Source organism: Pseudomonas sp. SA195 (assembly GCF_054131565.1).
The window spans coordinates 420,539-439,692 of record NZ_CP096392.1 but is presented as its reverse complement, the minus strand read 5'-3'; the positions used below and the strand labels follow the sequence as shown (position 1 = coordinate 439,692).

18 protein-coding genes are annotated in these 19,154 nt (G+C 63.1%); 8 read left to right on the top strand and 10 right to left on the bottom strand.

All coding sequences use genetic code 11. The annotated features are described in order from the left end of the window. Nucleotides 1–193: 193 nt before the first annotated feature. From M1D78_RS02015 to M1D78_RS02005, 3 genes are all read right to left on the bottom strand, one after another. The gene (locus M1D78_RS02015) at nucleotides 194–352 is read right to left on the bottom strand and encodes a YqaE/Pmp3 family membrane protein (protein WP_122163549.1); all 159 of its coding nucleotides are present in this window, start codon (nucleotides 350–352) and stop codon (nucleotides 194–196) included. Between the two features lie 97 nt (nucleotides 353–449). Beyond that, nucleotides 450–656: a hypothetical protein gene (locus tag M1D78_RS02010; RefSeq protein WP_437422228.1), complete on the bottom strand. Its 207-nt coding sequence runs from the start codon at nucleotides 654–656 to the stop codon at nucleotides 450–452. After that, complete coding sequence (locus tag M1D78_RS02005) at nucleotides 656–1,489, bottom strand: MBL fold metallo-hydrolase (protein WP_437422229.1); 834 nt, start codon at nucleotides 1,487–1,489, stop codon at nucleotides 656–658. The genes M1D78_RS02010 and M1D78_RS02005 overlap by 1 nt, the downstream gene beginning before the upstream one ends. A 187-nt stretch (nucleotides 1,490–1,676) precedes the next feature. Between M1D78_RS02005 and M1D78_RS02000 the strand changes: the two genes are divergently transcribed. From M1D78_RS02000 to M1D78_RS01990, 3 genes are read left to right on the top strand one after another with little or no spacing between them, the layout of a single operon-like run. Further along, on the top strand, nucleotides 1,677–3,032 hold the full coding sequence (locus M1D78_RS02000; protein WP_437422230.1) for an NfeD family protein: 1,356 nt from the start codon (nucleotides 1,677–1,679) through the stop codon (nucleotides 3,030–3,032). A gap of 3 nt (nucleotides 3,033–3,035) precedes the next feature. Beyond that, a complete protein-coding gene (locus M1D78_RS01995) occupies nucleotides 3,036–3,797 on the top strand; it encodes a slipin family protein (protein ID WP_423705916.1) in 762 nt (253 codons plus the stop codon). 8 nt (nucleotides 3,798–3,805) lie between these two features. Then, entirely contained in the window at nucleotides 3,806–4,303 is a 498-nt protein-coding gene (locus M1D78_RS01990; RefSeq protein WP_437422231.1) for an LEA/WHy family protein, read from the top strand. A gap of 228 nt (nucleotides 4,304–4,531) precedes the next feature. Here M1D78_RS01990 and treF read toward each other — a convergent pair whose 3' ends face one another. Further along, nucleotides 4,532–6,130 carry an alpha,alpha-trehalase TreF gene (treF, locus tag M1D78_RS01985; protein WP_437422232.1) on the bottom strand — a complete coding sequence of 533 codons (1,599 nt, stop codon included), beginning with the start codon at nucleotides 6,128–6,130 and terminating at the stop codon, nucleotides 4,532–4,534. Further along, nucleotides 6,127–6,894, bottom strand: coding sequence for an SDR family NAD(P)-dependent oxidoreductase (locus tag M1D78_RS01980; protein ID WP_437422233.1), 768 nt, complete (start codon nucleotides 6,892–6,894; stop codon nucleotides 6,127–6,129). The genes treF and M1D78_RS01980 overlap by 4 nt, the downstream gene beginning before the upstream one ends. A 173-nt stretch (nucleotides 6,895–7,067) precedes the next feature. On the opposite strand from M1D78_RS01980, the gene rarD reads away from it, so the two are divergent. Next, a complete protein-coding gene (gene rarD / locus M1D78_RS01975; RefSeq protein ID WP_437422234.1) occupies nucleotides 7,068–7,961 on the top strand; it encodes an EamA family transporter RarD in 894 nt (297 codons plus the stop codon). Nucleotides 7,962–7,967: 6 nt separating this feature from the next. Here rarD and M1D78_RS01970 read toward each other — a convergent pair whose 3' ends face one another. Further along, the gene (locus tag M1D78_RS01970; protein ID WP_437422235.1) at nucleotides 7,968–8,486 is read right to left on the bottom strand and encodes a glycine cleavage system transcriptional repressor; all 519 of its coding nucleotides are present in this window, start codon (nucleotides 8,484–8,486) and stop codon (nucleotides 7,968–7,970) included. Between the two features lie 271 nt (nucleotides 8,487–8,757). On the opposite strand from M1D78_RS01970, the gene M1D78_RS01965 reads away from it, so the two are divergent. The 3 genes from M1D78_RS01965 to M1D78_RS01955 all read left to right on the top strand — a co-directional run bounded on the left by M1D78_RS01965 (nucleotide 8,758) and on the right by M1D78_RS01955 (nucleotide 13,741). Continuing rightward, nucleotides 8,758–10,938, top strand: coding sequence for a malate synthase G (locus M1D78_RS01965; RefSeq protein ID WP_437422236.1), 2,181 nt, complete (start codon nucleotides 8,758–8,760; stop codon nucleotides 10,936–10,938). A 167-nt stretch (nucleotides 10,939–11,105) separates the two neighbouring features. Further along, complete coding sequence (locus M1D78_RS01960) at nucleotides 11,106–13,040, top strand: putative nucleotidyltransferase substrate binding domain-containing protein (RefSeq protein WP_437422237.1); 1,935 nt, start codon at nucleotides 11,106–11,108, stop codon at nucleotides 13,038–13,040. Beyond that, nucleotides 13,037–13,741 carry a 3'-5' exonuclease gene (locus tag M1D78_RS01955; RefSeq protein WP_437422238.1) on the top strand — a complete coding sequence of 235 codons (705 nt, stop codon included), beginning with the start codon at nucleotides 13,037–13,039 and terminating at the stop codon, nucleotides 13,739–13,741. Before M1D78_RS01960 ends, M1D78_RS01955 begins: the two co-directional genes overlap by 4 nt. A 114-nt stretch (nucleotides 13,742–13,855) precedes the next feature. On the opposite strand, the gene M1D78_RS01950 is transcribed toward M1D78_RS01955, so the two are convergent. From M1D78_RS01950 to rloA2, 4 genes are all read right to left on the bottom strand, one after another. Beyond that, entirely contained in the window at nucleotides 13,856–14,374 is a 519-nt protein-coding gene (locus M1D78_RS01950; protein ID WP_437422239.1) for a hypothetical protein, read from the bottom strand. Nucleotides 14,375–14,466: 92 nt separating this feature from the next. Then, entirely contained in the window at nucleotides 14,467–16,236 is a 1,770-nt protein-coding gene (locus M1D78_RS01945) for a sodium:solute symporter family protein (RefSeq protein WP_437422240.1), read from the bottom strand. A 5-nt stretch (nucleotides 16,237–16,241) separates the two neighbouring features. Next, nucleotides 16,242–16,508 carry a DUF4212 domain-containing protein gene (locus tag M1D78_RS01940; RefSeq protein WP_437422241.1) on the bottom strand — a complete coding sequence of 89 codons (267 nt, stop codon included), beginning with the start codon at nucleotides 16,506–16,508 and terminating at the stop codon, nucleotides 16,242–16,244. Nucleotides 16,509–17,028: 520 nt separating this feature from the next. Continuing rightward, nucleotides 17,029–17,550 carry a retropepsin-like aspartic peptidase RloA2 gene (gene rloA2 / locus M1D78_RS01935; RefSeq protein ID WP_437422242.1) on the bottom strand — a complete coding sequence of 174 codons (522 nt, stop codon included), beginning with the start codon at nucleotides 17,548–17,550 and terminating at the stop codon, nucleotides 17,029–17,031. 145 nt (nucleotides 17,551–17,695) lie between these two features. Between rloA2 and dbpA the strand changes: the two genes are divergently transcribed. After that, on the top strand, nucleotides 17,696–19,075 hold the full coding sequence (gene dbpA / locus M1D78_RS01930) for an ATP-dependent RNA helicase DbpA (RefSeq protein ID WP_437422243.1): 1,380 nt from the start codon (nucleotides 17,696–17,698) through the stop codon (nucleotides 19,073–19,075). Nucleotides 19,076–19,154 lie beyond the last annotated feature (79 nt).

Sequence of the window (19,154 nt, the reverse complement as noted above, 5' to 3'; positions counted from 1 at the left end):
GGACCGCCCTATGGCTGTCGCCCACGGCAAAAAGGCCGGCGGACCCGAGGTCCATTGCCGATCCCGACATGTTCTGGTTTTTTCGCGTGATTTAGGCCGCACACGCAAGGTGACCCGGCACTCTACACCGGCTCGCTGTTCAGCACAAAAAGCCCGGCTGAATGGCCGGGCTTAGATACAACGAAGGTGTGCGCTATCGGCGGGCGATCACCCAGACCGCGTGAATGATGCCGGGGATGTAGCCCAGCAACGTCAGCAGGATATTCAGCCAGAACGCGCCGCCCAGACCGACCTGCAGGAACACGCCCAGCGGTGGCAGCAGAATCGCGATGATGATTCGGATCAGGTCCATGTTTTACGTTCCCCCTCGCATGCGGTAATGCCATATGGCTCTGTCAAATCGACCTGCGCCGCTGAAAGGGGTTCCTTGCCACGCCAGCCCCGCTGCACTAGTCGGGGTTGCGCGGGTCGTCGCGCCGGGGCTTGCGCTTGCGCTGGATGTTGATCCACGAAAGCACTGCCAGGGCGATCATCAGGCCGGCCAGGTTGAAGGCACCCGCCAGCAGGTAGCCCAGCCCGGCGATCGAGCAGGCGACCAACCCGACCCAGCTCACGTAGCCCATCACCGTGCGGACGGGGTTTTGTTGCGGCGCCATTAGGCCGTCCTCCCTCGCATGCGCTCGAGCTCCTTGGCATCGTGGCTGCAAAACAGCGTGACTTCATCCTTGCGCTCCAGCGAGAGCGTCCAGAGCCGGTGCTGATTGGCCAGCCGTGCCGTGCGGTCGACTTCCATCATGCGCTGATAGAAGCGAAGCCCAGGCGTGCAGTGGCGCTCGGTCTGGCCAACTTCCTCTCGATAGAAGTAGGCATCGCCGGCATGCAACAGCCAGCCATTGCCCGTGTCCAGGGCCACGCCTGCGTGCCCGTGTGTATGGCCAGTGAGCGGAATCAGCATGATTTCTGGCGGCAGGCCGCGTAACGCCCGGACAGCCTGAAAGCCGAACCAGATGTCACCGCCTGGCTCGTAGAACTGCCAGTGACGCACCGCATCCCACTGGCTGGGCCGGTAGCGTCGGTGGCCGAGAAAGCTCCGCGTCGAGCGCGCCGCGTCCATCTCACGCTGCAGCACATGTACCTGTGCCTCGGGAAAGTCCTCCAGCCCGCCAGCATGGTCGAAATCGAGATGGGTCAGCACGATGTGGCGCACGTCAGCCGGATCGAAGCCGAGCTGTCGAACCTGTTCCAAAGCGGTATAGCGGCGTTCGAACTGGATGTTGTTGAAGGCAATGAAAAAGTGGCTGAGCCGTTTGCGAGGCTCCAGCACGTCGCAGGTGCCGAACCCGGTATCGACCAGCACCAGCCCGTGGGCGTCGGTTTCGACGAGCAGGCAGTGGCAGACCAGGCTGGCGGTCAGCCCCTGGCTGAAGCCGTCGAACAGCTTGCCGCCGACCGGGCACATGCAACCGCAATTGAGGTGATGAACGCGCATGATGGACTCCTCGCGGCCGCAACCCCGACGGCCGCCGACCGAATTGTCGTTCTGTACTCATTGTGAGGCCCGGGCCCGCTACAGAGTTCAGGCCTTCGGCCCGTCGGGCCATGCCCCACGACTCGACTATGCTCAAGGGACGCACGCGACTCGTGTCGCTCACCCGCTCGCCGGAGGGCCCTTACCGATGCGCTGCCCCTTCCGCCCGCATACCTGGCTGCTGCTCCTGCTGTTGATCTTCAGCGGGACAGCCCTCAGCGCAGCGCCCGTAACCGTGTTGCGAATCGACGGCGCAATCGGCCCGGCCAGCGTGGATTACCTGACCAGGGCGCTGGAGCGCGCCCAGCTCGACGAAGCGCAGTTGGTCGTGCTCGAGCTCGACACGCCCGGTGGGCTCGACGGCGCCATGCGCGAGATGATCAAGGCCGTGCTTGCCAGCCCGGTCCCCATTGCCACCTACGTCACCCCCAGCGGCTCACGCGCGGCCAGTGCCGGGACCTACCTGCTCTATGCCAGCCATGTCGCGGCCATGGCGCCAGGCACCAACCTTGGCGCGGCGACACCCGTCCAGCTCGGCGGCACGCCTGGCAAGGCATCCGACAGCCCGGATGCCGACGCCAAGGACGAAGACGGCGCCATGGCACGCAAGCAGGTCAACGACGCCGCGGCGTACATCCGCGGGCTGGCGCAGCTGCGCGGACGCAATGCCGACTGGGCCGAGCAGGCGGTGCGGGAGTCGGTCAGCCTGTCGGCGCGCGAAGCCCTGGAGCGTGACGTCATCGATTACATTGCCACCGACCTCCCCGACCTCATGACGCAACTGGACGGCAAGACGCTGCAGACCCGCACCGGCGAACGGACGCTCGAAACGGCCCAGGCGAGCCTGGAACGGCACGACCCGGACTGGCGGGTACGCCTGCTGGCCGTGATCACCAACCCCAGCGTCGCCCTGATCCTGATGATGATCGGCATCTATGGGCTGATCTTCGAATTCACCAATCCCGGCAGCGGCGGAGGCGGCGTCATTGGCGGGATCTGCCTGCTGCTTGCGTTCTACTCACTGCAACTGCTGCCGGTCAATTACGCCGGCGTGGCGCTGATCCTGCTAGGGCTCGCGTTCATGATCGCCGAAGCCTTCGTACCCAGTTTCGGCGTGCTGGGCCTGGGCGGCATCGCGGCGTTCGTGGCCGGCGCGGTGATCCTGATCGACACCGAGGTCCCCGGCTTTGGCATCCCGCTGGCCTTGATCGGCACGCTCGCCGTGGCCAGTGCATTGCTGCTCTTTCTGATTGTCAGCATGGCGCTGAAGGCGCGTCGGCAGCGCCTGGTCAGCGGCGACGCGAGCCTGGTCGGCAGCCTCGCTCAGGTCACCGGCATTCGCGCCGACGACTCGGCCTGCGGCTGGATCCAACTGCAGGGGGAACACTGGCAAGTGCACAGCCCGACGCCGCTGCGGCCGGGCCAACAAGTGCGCGTCGTGGGCAGGCGCGGGCTGCAACTGGACGTCACGGCGGCCGACGAGCCGCCTCCTGAAACGAGGTGATCCATGGGCTTTGAAATGAGCTTCATCGCGGTACTGGTGCTGCTGATCGCGATTCTCGCATCGGCTTTTCGCATCCTGCGCGAATACGAACGCGGCGTCGTGTTCCAGCTGGGGCGCTTCTGGAGGGTCAAGGGCCCGGGGTTGATTCTGGTGATTCCCGGTCTGCAGCAAATGGTACGGGTCGACCTTCGCACCCTGGTGCTGGACGTCCCCACGCAGGACGTGATCTCGCGTGACAACGTCTCGGTGAAGGTCAACGCGGTGGTCTACTACCGCGTCCTGGATGCCGAAAAGGCCATCATCCAGGTCGAGGACTATCATTCGGCGACCAGTCAGCTGGCCCAGACGACTTTGCGTGCCGTGCTCGGCAAGCATGACCTGGACGACATGCTCGCCGAGCGAGAACAACTCAACAACGACATCCAGCAGGTGCTCGACGCGCAGACCGATGCCTGGGGTATCAAGGTCGCCAACGTGGAGATCAAGCATGTGGACCTCGACGAGTCCATGATCCGCGCCATCGCCCGCCAGGCCGAAGCGGAACGCGAGCGGCGGGCCAAGGTCATTCATGCAGAGGGCGAACTGCAGGCGTCGGAAAAACTCATGCAGGCCGCCGAGATGCTCGGTCGCCAGCCCGGCGCGATGCAGCTGCGCTACATGCAGACGCTGAGCAATATCGCCGGCGACAAGAACTCCACCATCGTCTTCCCGCTGCCCATGGAGCTGCTGCAGGGCCTGGGCAATCTCAACAAGAAATCCGAATAGAAGGTTCTATGCCGCCGCGTCTCGTCGCTTCAACCGTCCGTCTGTCGCTGCTCGCCGTGCTGGCGATCGCCCTGGCCGCCTGCGCGGCCTTCAGCCCGCGTGATCCGCTGAACGTGCAGGTTGCAGGCGTCGAGCCACTGCCCGGCGAAGGGCTGGAACTGCGCATGGCGGTCAAGCTCAGGGTGCAGAATCCCAACGACATGGCGCTGGAATACAACGGCGTGGCGCTGGATCTGGAGGTCAACGGCCGACGCCTGGCCAGTGGCGTCAGCGATGCCAGCGGCAGTGTGCCGCGTTTCGGCGAGACGGTGCTGCGCGTGCCGGTCACCATCTCCGCCTTCTCGGCCGCACGCCAGGCACTGGGCCTGGCCGAGCACATTGGCCTGGACGAGGTGCCCTACGTGCTACGCGGTAAGTTGGCTGGAGGGCTGTTCGGCACCCAGCGCTTCGTCGAGCGCGGCACCCTGGATCTCCAAGGCGCGCTGCCCAATCCCTATCGGCGATAGTGCCGGGGCGTCCAACGGACTTCTGTACGGTGGGTTGCCTGAACTTCGAATGGTCGATACGCCCGATCGCGAGCGAGCCCACTCCTACGAAGAGCACGAGAAGTCGGTTAAATCACGATTGCTATACCCAGCCGCGTCCGTAGGAGCCAGCCTGCTGGCGATCCGTGCCTCACGCCTACCGCAGAACCAGGCGCTGGCGTGCCGTCGCCTCGGCCCAGACGCTGTCGCTCAATCCACACGGCACTGCCCCGCCCGGCATCGGTGCGCTTCGTGGCTCGGGTCTTCCTGCATGAGCTTGCGGGTGACGCCGTTGGTCCAGCCAAAGCCGTCCTGCAGGGGGTATTCGCCGCCGCCGGCATGCTCGACGCAAGGCCTGAGCACGTATTTCTCGACCAGCTTGCTCTCGCGCTCGTAGAGGTGCGAAACGATGCTCAGCCAGCGCTCCTCGATCTGCAACGCCAGGGCGTCGTGACCGTAGCGCTGCAGGCCACGAATCGCCATCCACTGCAGCGGGGCCCAGCCGTTGGGGCGGTCCCATTGCTCGCCACTGCCGCTCACCTCGGTGGTGGACAGGCCACCCGGCGCCAGCAGACGGTCACGCACCACATCCGCGACCCGCGCCGCCTGCTGGTCGCTGGCCAACCTGACGAACAGCGGCGTGACGGTCGCCGCCGTGAGGTTGTCGCGCGCGGCCTGCAGCGTCCAGTCGTAGTCGAAGTAAGCGCCGCGCTCGTCGTGCCACAGGTAGCGGTCGATCGCCGCCAGTCGCGCCTCGGCGTGCGCCCGAAAGGTCTTGACGCAGCCTTGCCAGCCCTTGACCTCACTGAGCTGGGCAATCTTGAGCTCCAGGTAGTACAGAAAGCTGTTCAGGTCGACCGGAATGATGTTGGTGGTGCGAATGCTCGACAACCGGGTCGGGTCGCCCAGCCAGCGCGAGCTGAAATCCCAGCCGGATTCGGCACCCGCGCGCAGGTCGCGATAGACCTCGTGCGCCGGCCGGCTGGATGAGCGCGCCGTTTCGATGTCCTCCAGGTAGGACTCCTCGCGCGGGGTGTCGCGCTCGTCCCAGTAGCGGTTGAGCACGCTGCCATCGTCCAAGCAAACGCAGCGCCGGTGCGTCTCGCCAGGGCGTAGTCGGTCGGCCCCTTCGGTCCAGAAAGCGTGCTCCTTGAGCAGTTGTGGCAGGTAATCACTGGCACGGTGTACGCCGCTTTCCTCGAACAGGTCGGTCATCAGGGCGAAAACGGGGGGTTGCGAGCGGCTCAGGTAGTAGGAGCGATTGCCGTTGGGCACGTGCCCGTAGGTGTCGATCAGGTAGGCGAAGTTGTCCGCCATGGCGCGTAGCAGCTCGCAATGCCCGCTTTCATCGAGGCCCAGCATGGTGAAGTAGGAGTCCCAGTAGTACATCTCGGTGAAGCGGCCGCCCGGCACCACGTAATCGTGCGGCAGCGGCAGCAATGAGGAATGCGGTGGGTGAAGCTTGGGATGACGAGTCAGCACCGGCCAGAGCCGGTCGATGTGCTCGGCCAGGGAGTCGTTGGGGTTGGCGACGAATTCCTTGGGCGGCATTTCGAACACGCTGAAGTGGTCATTCACGAAGGCGACCAGATCGAAATCCGGCTCATGACAGCGCGCCCGATAGTTGTCGAGAATCCGTTCGGGGTCGATGCGCGGCGCGCAGTCGACGAAGGTTTTGCTGTCCTCGAAGACGCGCCCGGTCTGCACCGCGACGAAAAGTTCCTGGTAGCGATCGGCCGGGGTCAGGGTATCGGCAGCCGATACGCTGTGGGTGTCGTAGTCGAAGAGGCCTTTGCGGGTGTCGGTCATTGTTCGCTGTAGTTCCATAGCAAGCCGCCGTCGACCACGAGGGTCGCGCCGGTGATGTAGTCGGCATCGTCAGAGGCGAGAAAGGCCACCGCACCGGCCACATCGCGCGGCTGGCCGAGCCGATTGGCGGGAATGTTCTGCAGCAGCGCGCCGAGTTTGTCCGGCTGGTTCATCAGGTCGCGGTTGATCGGCGTCTCGATGGCGCCCGGCGCGATGTTGTTGACGGTAATGCCCAGCGGCGCGAGCTCGATGGCGATGTTGCGCATCAGCATCTTCAAGCCGCCCTTGCTTGCGCAGTAGGCGGTGAAATTGGGATGCGGCAGCTCTTCGTGCACCGAACTGTTGTTGATGATGCGGCCTCGGTGCCCGCAGTCGCGTACATGGCGGGCAAAGGACTGAGCGAGAAAGAAAGGTCCGCGCAGGTTGATGTCGAGCACCTGGTCATAGTCCTCTTCGCTGGCGTCCAGGAATGACGCATGCGTCTGCACGCCCGCGTTGTTGACCAGAATGTCGAGGCGCCCCATCTGCTCGACGGCCTGCTCGACCAGACGCCGGCAATCGGCGACGACGCCGACGTCCGCCGGAATGAAGCAGGCGCGGCGGCCCAAACCCTGGATCTGCGCGAGCGTCTCGTCCGACAGCGCATTCGCTTGGCGGCTGTTGAGGACCAGGTCCGCGCCCTCCTCGGCCAGCCGCAAGGCGATGCCGCGGCCGATCCCCTGCGTACTGCCCGTGACCAGCGCAACCTTGTTCTCGAGCTTCATTCGGCACCTCGTCATGGGTCGATTACCTGTTCTGACGGGTCGCTGGCCGTTGCGTTCACGCCTGGGTTTTTACAGATGCTTCAGGGACTGTCCGGGCGGTCAGCCAGGCAGACAAGCGCAGGCGGCAGGCGCACAATGGCCGGCTTTCCAACTGCCTTCGTTTCAGGACATCCATGGCCACCGCCGATCTGCGCAAGGGTTACCTGCTGGGTCTGACGACCTTCAGCATCTGGGGCCTGTTTCCGCTGTACTTCAAATCCATCGAGCAGTACGCGGCACTTGAGATCGTCACCCAGCGGGCGATCTGGTCTGCGCTGTTCGGCACCTTGGTGCTGATGATCTGGCGCCACCGCGGCTGGTGGCAGGAACTGCTCGCCCATCCCAAGCGAATCGGCGTGCTGATGATTTCCAGCGTACTGATCGCCAGCAATTGGCTGATCTACGTCTGGGCGGTCAACCACGAGCACATGCTCGAGGCGAGCCTCGGCTACTACATCAATCCGCTGGTCAACGTGCTGCTCGGGCTGATCGTTCTGCGTGAACGGCTGCGCCCGTTGCAATGGCTCGCGGTCGGCATGGCGGCAGCCGGCGTCTCGCTGCAGCTGATCACCCTCGGCGACTTCCCCTGGGTGTCGATCGCCCTGGCGCTGAGTTTCGGCAGCTATGGCCTGCTGCGCAAACAGGCGCCGGTTGCGGCACTGCCCGGTTTGGTAGTGGAAACTTGGCTGCTACTACCGGTCGCCCTTGGCTGGTTGTTTTTCTTTGGCAGCGGGCCCAGCACCGAATGGGACTTTTGGACGACGCCCGAGTCACTCTGGCTGGTGGCGGCCGGCCCGGTAACGTTAGTCCCGCTGCTGTGCTTCAACGCCGCCGCCCGGCACCTGCCCTACTCGACGCTGGGCTTTCTGCAGTACATCACCCCGACCCTGCTGCTGATCCTGGCCGTTTGGATGTTCAACGAACCCTTCCCGGCCGACCGCCAGGTGGCGTTCATTTGCATCTGGGCCGGCCTGGCCGTCTACAGCTACGACATCTGGCGGACGCTGCGCAAAAGCCCTGCGCGCTAAGGCGAGTCAGCCCGCCGGCTGCAGTTTGAGCTCCACCATCAGGTCATCGGCCAGCGTTTCCAGGTGGCCCTGAAGCTCGTCCAGTGACAGCTCGGCGGGCACAGCGAGCAGCGCGTCGGCGTGGAACAGCAGCTCGTTGGTCATCGGCGCCGGCAACACGTCGGTGTCCAGGCTTTCGAGATTGACGCCGTGGCTGGCCAACAGCCGTGTGATGTCGCGGACGATGCCGGTGCGGTCGTTACCCACCAACTGCAGCTGAATCATCCGCCAGCTACGCTCGGGCGCATCCCCGCTGGCCGCGACCAACACTCGGATGCCCTGCTGCTCCAGGCCGTGTAGCGCCTCGATCAGCCCAGCGTGCGCCGCAACCGGCACCGCCACCCGCAGGATGCCGGCAAACTGCCCGGCCATCCGCGACATGCGGCTCTCCAGCCAGTTGCCGCCGTGCTCGCTGATGCACTTGGCGACGCGCTCGACCAGCCCGGGCTGATCCTCGGCAATGACAGTAAGTACGAGATGGTCCATCGGTGGCTCCTCTTCGTGTAGGCCCGGCGATCGACCGAGCCACTCAAGTATGGCCGGCAAGCCTCTGGGCCGCCCGCGCCAGGCAAACGACAAACTACCGCGTTCGGCGCCCGGATGCCCGCCTGATCCGCCTCGGCAATGCGCTGATGGACGCAAATCGGCTGTCAATTCGGCGGACTGATTTTCCAAACGGCTTCATGTAGTATCCGGCGACCCGAACTACAAGAAACCAATCGTCCGTTTCGGATTGATGAATCAAGTGAGGCGAGAGATGACTGAGCGCGTTGAAGTGGGTGGCCTGCAGGTTGCCAAAGTCCTTTACGATTTCGTGAACAACGAGGCGATTCCCGGCACTGGCGTGGATGCTGATGCCTTCTGGGCCGGCGCTTCCAGCGTCATCCACGACCTGGCGCCGAAGAACCGCGCGCTGCTGGCCAAGCGTGACGACCTGCAAGCACAGATCGATTCCTGGCACCAGGCCCGCGCCGGCCAAGCCCATGACCCGGTGGCCTATAAGGCCTTCCTGCAAGACATCGGCTACCTGCTGCCGGAAGCCGACGATTTCCAGGCCACCACCCAGAACGTCGATGAGGAAATCGCCCGCATGGCCGGCCCCCAGCTGGTCGTGCCGATCATGAATGCGCGCTTCGCCCTGAACGCGGCCAATGCCCGCTGGGGCTCGCTGTATGACGCGCTTTATGGCACCGATGCCATTACCGAAGAAGGCGGCGCGACCAAAGGCCCAGGCTATAACGAGGTTCGCGGCAACAAGGTCATCGCCTACGCACGCGCTTTTCTCGACGAAGCCGCGCCGCTGGAAACCGGCTCGCACGCCGACGCCATCGGCTACCGCATCGAAGGCGGTAAGCTTGCCGTCGCCCTGAAGGACGGCAGCAGCACCGGCCTGCAAAATCCCGCCCAGCTGCGTGGCTTCCAGGGCGATGCTCAGGCGCCAATCGCGGTCCTGCTCAAGCACAACGGCATCCACTTCGAAATCCAGATCGACCCCACCAGCCCCATCGGCCAGACCGATGCCGCTGGCGTGAAGGACGTGCTGATGGAATCGGCCCTGACCACCATCATGGACTGCGAAGACTCCATCGCCGCGGTCGACGCTGACGATAAGACCCTGGTCTACCGCAACTGGCTCGGCCTGATGAAGGGCGACCTGGTCGAGGAGCTGGATAAGGGCGGCAAGCGCATCACCCGCGCCATGAACCCGGACCGCGTCTACACCCAGGCCGACGGCAACGGCGACCTGACCCTGCACGGCCGCTCGCTGCTGTTCATCCGTAACGTTGGCCACCTGATGACCAACGACGCCATCCTCGACAAGGAAGGCAACGAAGTGCCAGAAGGCATCATGGACGGCCTGTTCACCGGCCTAGCCGCGATGCACAACCTCAAGGGCAACACCACCCGCGCCAACAGCCGCACCGGCTCCATGTACATCGTCAAACCAAAGATGCACGGTCCGGAAGAAGTGGCGTTCGCCACCGAGCTGTTCGGCCGCGTCGAGGACGTGCTCGGTCTGCCGCGCAATACGCTGAAGGTCGGCATCATGGACGAGGAGCGCCGCACCACGGTCAACCTCAAGGCCTGTATCAAGGAAGCGCGCGAGCGCGTGGTGTTCATCAACACCGGCTTCCTCGACCGCACCGGTGATGAGATCCACACCTCCATGGAAGCCGGCCCGGTCGTCCGCAAGGCGGCGATGAAGGCTGAAAAGTGGATCGCCTCCTACGAGAACAACAACGTCGACGTCGGCCTGGCTTGCGGCCTGCAAGGCAAGGCTCAGATCGGCAAGGGCATGTGGGCGATGCCCGACCTGATGGCGAGCATGCTCGAGCAGAAGATCGGCCATCCCATGGCTGGCGCCAACACCGCGTGGGTTCCGTCGCCGACCGCGGCCACGCTGCATGCGATGCACTACCACAAGGTCGATGTCTTCACCCGCCAGGCCGAACTGGCCAAGCGCGAGAAGGCGTCGGTCGACGACATCCTTACCATCCCGTTGGCGCCGAGCACCGACTGGAGCGAGGAAGAAAAGCGCAACGAGCTGGACAACAACGCCCAGGGCATCCTCGGCTACGTGGTCCGCTGGATTGACGCCGGCGTCGGTTGCTCCAAGGTGCCGGACATCAACGACATCGCGCTGATGGAAGACCGCGCCACCCTGCGCATTTCCAGCCAGCACATGGCCAACTGGCTGCGCCATGGCGTGGTCACCAAAGACCAGGTCGTCGAAAGCCTCAAGCGCATGGCGCCGGTGGTCGACCGCCAGAACGCCGGTGACCCCACCTACCGCCCACTGGCGCCGGACTTCGACAACAACGTCGCCTTCCAGGCCGCGCTGGAGCTGGTTCTAGAGGGCACCAAGCAGCCCAACGGCTACACCGAGCCGGTCCTGCATCGCCGCCGCCGTGAGTTCAAGGCCAAGAACGGCCTGTAACGCGATCGAAGCCCAGAAAGCCGCCCTTCGGGGCGGTTTTTCTTTGTCTTCGTTTTTCGAGTCCGACGCTCGCCTGCCCGCCCTGGCCTGCTGGCGACTAGACTTACGTCCAATGTGCCACGCCTGACCTGCGGCCCACCATTGGCCGCAAAAAATGGAAGCCAACCATGAGCAAAGCCGATGCGTTCGCCGCTGCAGGCAAGACTGCCGTGCTGCAGAACATCCACGGGACCATGGAATTCCTGCGCAAGTATCCGCCGTTCAATCAGATGGAGCCGGGGCACCTGGCCTATCTGGTGGAGAACTGCCAGCTGCGCTTCTACAGCGCTGGCGACTGCATCATTTCGCCCGATGACGGCGTCGTTGAGCACTTCTATATCGTCAAGCAGGGGCGGGTTCACGGCCAGCGCCCGCACACCAGTAAACGCGGCACCGACACTACATTCGAAGTGATCGTCGGCGAATGCTTTCCGATGGCCGCGTTGATGGGCGAGCGCGCCACCCGCACCGGCCATTTCGCCGCTGAAGACACCTTCTGCTACCTGTTGAACAAGCCGGCGTTCGTCAAGCTCGTCTCCAAATCGGCCTCGTTCCGCGATTTCGCCATGCGCGGCGTCAGCAGCCTGCTGGACCTGGTCAATCAACAGGCGCAGATGCGCGCAGTCGAGAGCTTGGGTGAGCAGTATTCCCTGGAAACACGGGTCGGCGAGCTTGCGTTGCCCCATCCGGTTTCGTGCCAGCCGACGATGCCGCTCGCCGAGGCGGTCGGGCTGATGCATGAAAACAATGTCGGCAGCGTCGTCATCACGGACGAGGCGTTGCATCCCCAGGGCATCTTCACGCTTCGCGATCTACGCCGGGTGATCGGCACCGGCACGACCGACCTGACGGCTCCGATCGCCGGCTTCATGACACACGATCCCTTTCACCTGCCGCCGGACGCGACGGCCTTCGATGCGGCCATCGCGATGACCGAACGTCACATCGCGCATGTCTGCGTGGTCGAGGACGGGCTGCTGCGCGGTGTGATATCCGAACGTGATCTGTTCTCGTTGCAACGGGTCGACCTGGTACATCTGGCGCAGGCGATTTCGCACGCCGATCGCGTCGAAACGCTGGTGATCATTCGCAGCCGCATCCTGCAACTGGTCGACAACATGCTGGCGCACGGCGCCTCGTCGACACAGATCACCCACATCATCACCCTGCTCAACGACCACTCGGTCTGCCGGGTGATCGAGTTGGCCATCGCCGAGCTGGGGCACCCCGGCGTGCCTTTCACCTGGCTGTGCTTCGGCAGCGAAGGCCGCCGCGAGCAGACGCTGCACACTGATCAGGACAACGGCATCCTTTTCGAAGCCGAGGACGCTGCCGAAGCTGCCCATATTCGTGGCCGGCTGTTACCGCTGGCCGAACGCATCAATCGGGATCTGGCGACCTGCGGCTTCACCCTGTGCAAAGGCAACATCATGGCCAGCAACCCGGAGCTGTGCCTGTCGCGCCAGGAATGGCGTCGCCGCTTCGGCACCTTCATCCGCGAAGCGACACCTGAAAACCTGCTTGGCAGCACCATCTTTTTTGACCTGCGCGCAGTGTGGGGCCCCTGCGAAGGCTATGAGCAGCTTCGGGCCTTTCTGTTGAGCGAGATCGCGGATAACCGGCTCTTTCAGCGCATGCTCGCTGAGAACGCGCTGCGCCATCGCCCGCCCGTTGGGCGGTTCCGAGATTTCGTGGTGTCGCGAAAGGGGGATAGCAAGGCGACGCTCGACCTCAAAGTGCAGGGCCTGACTCCATTCGTAGATGGCGCGCGCCTGCTCGCGTTGAGTCACGGCGTAACCACCTGCAACACGCTCGATCGTCTGCGCCAGCTGGTAGCCAGCGGCGTGATCGATGATAAGGATGGCGCGGCCTATGAAGAGGCCTACCATTTCATTCAGCAAACCCGCATGCAGCAGCATCAGCAGCAGGCTCGTCAGGGGCAGCCCTATTCCAACCGTCTCGACCCGGATACGCTCAACCATCTGGATCGCCGCATCCTGCGTGAATCCTTCCGCCAGGCCCAGCGCCTACAGAGCAGCCTAGCGCTTCGCTATCAGTTATGAATATGCCCTGGTTCAAGTTGAATGGTCCGGCCCTGGACCTCGAACAGCTGCAGCGCCGCGACTCGCTGCCTGTGCCCGCTCCGCTCGGCACCTGCGCGCTATGCGAGCAGCGGCTGGTCGTGCTCGACCTGGAAACCAGCGGGCTTGACCTGCGCAAGGACATCGTCCTGTCCATTGGTGCGGTGGTAATCGAGGAAGGCGGCATCGACCTGGGCAATCAGTTCGAATCCACCCTGCTGCGCCCGTCGCAGAAGGTCAGCGAAAGCGTGCTGATCCACGGTATCGCCCCAAGCGAGCTCGAGGCGGGCGATGACCCGGCGGAGGCTCTGCTCGACTTCATGGAGTTCGTCGGTGAGAGTCCGATCCTGGCCTTCCACGCCCCGTTCGACCAACGCATGCTGACCCGGGCATTGAAGAAAACCCTGGGCTACAAGCTGCGCCACCCCTTTCTCGACGTGGCCGAACTGGCGCCGATGCTCTGCCCGGACAACCGCCCGCGGCAGAACGGGCTGGATGACTGGTGTGCGCATTTCGGCCTGCACGTGATGCAGCGCCACCACGCCAGCGCGGATGCCCTGGCGACGGCCGAACTGGCACTTATCCTCTTCAGCAAGGCGCACCGGCAAGGTGTCGACAGCCTGCAGACCTTGACCCAGCGCCTGGCCAACTGGCGGCAACGGCAGCAGGCGAACTTCATGTAGGCCTAGCCGGCGCGGCTCGACTTTCTCCTCCCCGGAAACGAAAACGGCGCCCACCCTAGTCAGGATGAGCGCCGCAATCGCGCGTGGGCTGACGCCCACGCAACCGTCGCTACGTTACTGGCCGGTTTCGCAGAGCGCCCTATACAAGGGGCCCGCTGCATCCAATGTGGTCAGGCTGTCGGCCTTCGCCTCGCCAGCATCATTGAGCTGAAACATCGCGTGCTCAGTGCAGATCGCTTGGTAGGGCGCACTCTTCACTGTCGATATCAAGTGCTCCTTCTCGAAGCGATACAGGACGAACCGCGCCACACGCCCCTGCGGCGTGTCCTGAATCTGGGCGTTGGCCTTGTCCAGCACCGTGTACGCCATCGGCATGGGGTAGGCCAATGTCCACGGCCGCCACAGCATACTGCCGTCTTCGCTGGATACCACGACCGCGCCTTCCGGTAGCCGTGCTTGCTTGGCGTCGAACCAGCTGTACTCGTAATAGACGGTATAGCCGAGCATGCCCAGGCCGGCAAAGACTGGAATGATCCACTTCGGCAGCCGCTTTCGAGTCAGAGAGCGCAACAGCAATGCGATCCCTGCCCCCGCCACAGCGGCGACAATTGCAGCGATGAGATGCCAGATCATAAAAACAGCTTCCTTAAAAAAGTCGGGCTTCCAGATGGAAGCCCGACTTTACTTCGGTGTCAGGCCAGGCCTGACGGTTGGCGCATTATCAGTTAGTGATCAAGCGCAGCACCAGCACCCTTGGGCGTACGGACGCTCTCGACCAGGTCCTGAATCTCCTGCGGCGGAGCCTGGGTAGCCATCGAGACGGCGTAGGCGACCGCGAAGTTCAGGATGGCGCCCACGGCACCGAAGGCCTGCGGGGAGATGCCCATCCACCACTGATCCGGCGTGTTGGCGAGGCTGTTGGTGCCAGGGATGAAGAACCAGCCCAGGTACAGGAAGATGTACACGGCGGTACTCACCACACCGACCAACATACCGGCGACGGCGCCTGCGCTGTTCACGCGCTTGGAGAAGATACCCATCATCAGCGCCGGGAACAGGCTCGCTGCCGCGAGACCGAACGCCAGGGCCACGACCTGGGCCGCAAAGCCCGGTGGGTTGAGGCCCAGATATGTCGCGAGCAGGATGGCGGCGGTCATGGAGATCCGCGCGGCCAGCATTTCATTCTTCTCGCTGATCTTCGGATTGATGAGTGTCTTGATCAGGTCGTGACTGATGGCCGAGGAAATCGCCAACAGCAGACCCGCGGCAGTGGACAGTGCAGCAGCGATCGCACCCGCAGCGATCAGACCGATGACCCAGCCCGGCAGGTTGGCGATTTCCGGGTTGGCCAGAACGATGATGTCATTGTTCACGGTCAGCTCGTTGCCGTTCCAGCCACGCTCTTGAGCGGTCGGAGTGAAGGTAGCGTTCGTGTCGTTGTACATCTGCACCCGACCATCGCTGTTCTTGTCTTCCCACTTGATCAGGCCGGTACGCTCCCACGTCTGCACCCATTCCGGACGATCTTCGTAGCGGATCGCTTCGGCGGTGGGGCCTTCTGGGTAAATGGTCTGGACCAGGTTCAGGCGCGCCATGGAGGCAACGGCCGGAGCGGTCAGGTACAGCAGGGCGATGAAGATCAGCGTCCAGCCGGCAGACCAACGGGCGTCAGCCACCTTCGGTACGGTGAAGAAGCGGATGATGACGTGCGGCAGACCAGCGGTACCGATCATCAGCGACAGGGTGAACAGGAACATGTTCAGCTTGTTGTCGATGTCAGCGGTGTAGGCCGTGAAACCAAGATCAGTGACAACCTGGTTCAGCTTCTCGAGCAGCGGCATACCGGACTCGGTGTGCGTGCCGAACATGCCGAACATCGGGATCGGGTTGCCGGTCAGTTGCATGGCGATGAACACCGCCGGGATGGTGTAGGCAATGATCAGTACGATGTACTGAGCCACCTGGGTGTAGGTGATACCCTTCATCCCGCCGAACACGGCGTAGGCGAACACGATCGCGGCGGCAATCCAGATACCGGCGGAATTGCTCACTTCCAGGAAGCGAGAGAACGCCACACCCGCACCGGCCATTTGGCCGATTACGTAGGTCACGGAAATCAGGATCAGGCAGACAACAGCAACCAGGCGTGCGCCACGACTGTAGAAACGGTCGCCGATGAAGTCCGGTACGGTGAACTTGCCGAACTTGCGCAGGTAAGGCGCAAGCAGCATGGCCAGCAGCACGTAGCCACCAGTCCAGCCCATGAGGTAGACGGAGGTGGCATAACCGCCGGAGGCGATGATACCGGCCATGGAAATGAAGGACGCTGCGGACATCCAGTCGGCTGCGGTCGCCATCCCGTTGGTCACGGGGTGAACGCCACCACCGGCGACGTAGAACTCTTTAGTCGATCCAGCGCGAGCCCAGACCGCGATCCCGATATAGAGCAGGAACGAGGCGCCCACGAACAGCATATTGATCCAATACTGGCTCATTCTGGTTACTCCTCAACCCCGAATTCCTTGTCCAATTTGTTCAGCCGCCACGCGTAGTGGAAGATGATCAAAATGAACGTAATGATGGAACCCTGTTGAGCGAACCAGAACCCCAGGTCAGTCCCCCCGACCGGGATACCCGCCAGCAAAGGGCGCAGAAGAATGGCGAAGCCATAAGAGACAAGAGCCCATACCACCAGGCTCCACGTGATAAGGCGAACATTCGCCTTCCAGTACGCAGCAGCATTTGTTTTGTCGTCGCCGTCGGCCATGACGTTCTCCGTCTTATTGTTATTACAGAGTGATGGAAACCACAGCCTGAATTTAGCAAGGTTGCGCACTCGAAAGTAAGCCCCGACTTTAGTCTGACAAGCGCTCTGGATCGCATGCCGAGCGGCCTTGCAGAGCCCTGCGAAGGCCCGCTTCTTGGCCGGCCCGAACGCGCTTGGAACGCCAAGCCAGGCGCGACTTGGCGGTCACGCCCCGAACCGTTGGCCAGGCAGTAGCGGCCTGGCCTCGAAAAGGCGCAGGTGTCGATGATCCATAAATAGAAAACATGTCGAATCAGCGGCGGCAACGCAATTCGGGATAACACTTCACAGAGCACGTTAATTTAATATCGTGACAATTAAACTTTACACCTAAATATTTGAATAAATTACAAGCCACTCAAACTAAACGATGCTTTTTCGTAAAACACCATTCACGTATAAGCGCGCGCGGGCCGATGACTAATTGGAGCCAATGAACCACCCGCACAAAGGTGCAAGTGGTTTCAAACTGCCAATAAGCTCAGCAGGCGGGGCGGCCCGCGGTGTATTTCTGGGCGGGATCGATTGCGGCTTCGAGGTCTCGGATAGCCGTGGCGCCGATCAGCAGCGGGTAGCGGAAGTGGCTGCGATCGGTCAGGTTGACTTCGGCTTCGCGTAGCTGATCGCCAATGCATAGCTGCATCTCGACCACTGGCCGCTCGGCCACGTCGGGGCCGCGCTCGGCATCGGTGTCATCATCGGGATCGGCCTTTTCCTCGGCGCGCGTCTTGATCTCGGCAATGCGTGCCAGCCGGTGCTCGAACAGGGTGTCGTCCGCACCTTCGACGGCCAAGCGAAATCTCACCCAGTCTTCGCCATCACGCTCGAATCGCTCGATGTCCCGCGCCGACAGGGAGGCAGTCATCGCGCCGGTATCCATCTTGGCCTTGAGTGTCTTGCCAAGGTCTTCGATCTTGACCTGTTCATATCGACCGAACAGGGTTGGCTCAGCGGCCATGGCGGGAAGGGTCAACGCACTCAACAGCAACAACAAACGGGACAAAATCGCCTCCTGATTCAGTATTGACCTTCCGTGGGACCGACCGTCGCCACCATCCGTTCCGCCCGCGCTGCCGGGGTTCAGGCGGCACGCCTCGAGACCACCCGCCTGTTAGACTGCGCGTCACTTTTTTACGCAGACCACGACCGTGCCCAGTACAGCCTTCGCCACTCTTCCCCTCAGCCCCGCCACGCTGGCCAATCTGGATGCGCTCGGCTACGCCGAGATGACGCCAATTCAGGCGCAAAGCCTGCCGGTCATGCTCAAGGGCATGGACCTCATCGCGCAGGCCAAGACCGGCAGCGGCAAGACGGCCGCCTTCGGGATCGCATTGCTGGAGCCGCTCAACCCGCGCTATTTCGGCTGCCAGGCACTGGTGCTGTGCCCGACGCGTGAGCTGGCTGATCAGGTCGCCAAGGAACTGCGCCGGCTGGCACGTGCGGCAGACAACATCAAGATTCTCACCCTTTGCGGCGGCGTCTCTATCGGCCCGCAGATCGGCTCGCTGGAACACGGCGCCCACGTGATCGTCGGCACACCGGGGCGCGTCCAGGAACACTTGAAAAAGGGCTCCCTCAAACTCGACGGCCTTAACAAGCTGGTCCTAGACGAAGCCGACCGCATGCTCGACATGGGGTTCTATGACGCCATTGCCGAGATCATCGGGCAGACCCCAAGCAAGCGGCAGACACTGCTGTTTTCGGCGACCTACCCCGCCGGGATCAAGCAGCTGGCATCGACCTTCATGCGAGACCCACAGCAGGTCAAGGTCGAAGCCCTGCATGACGATGCGCAGATCGAGCAGCGCTTCTACGAAATCGATCCCGTGGATCGCATGCAAGCGGTCATTCGTGTCCTTGCGAGCTTCCGCCCGGAGACCTGCGTAGCCTTCTGCTTTACCAAACAGCAATGCCAGGAACTGGTTGATGCCCTTACGGCAAAAGGCATCTCGGCCATGGCATTGAACGGCGACCTGGAACAGCGCGACCGCGACCAGGTGCTCGCCATGTTTGCCAACCGCAGCCTTTCGGTATTGGTCGCCACCGATGTGGCCGCCCGGGGCCTCGATATCGACGCGCTGGATATGGTGATCAACGTCGAGTTGGCACGCGATTCAGAGATTCACATTCACCGCGTGGGGCGTACCGGTCGGGCCGGCAAGAAAGGCATCGCTATCAGCCTCGTCGCCCCGGCCGAAGCCCACCGCGCCCAGGCCATCGAGGATCGACAAAAGGCACCGCTCAACTGGCAGCCGTTGAGCGAACTGAAAGCCCAGCCAGGGGAGCCGCTGCAGCCGCCCATGGTTACGCTGTGCATCGGCGCCGGCCGCAAGGACAAGCTGAGGCCCGGCGACATCCTCGGTGCGCTGACGGGCGATGCGGGAATTCCCGGCAACCAGGTCGGCAAGATTGCGATCTTCGATTTCCAAGCGTTCGTTGCCGTCGAGCGAGCGGTCGCCAAGCAGGCTTTGAATCGCCTCAATGCGGGCAAGATCAAGGGACGCTCGCTGAAAGTTCGCACGCTTTAAGTCAGTCGAGAATTAACGAGCCTGCCGGGTCCTCGTGCAGGCTCGCTGCGAAACGGATTGCCCGTTCCGTAGAGCGGTT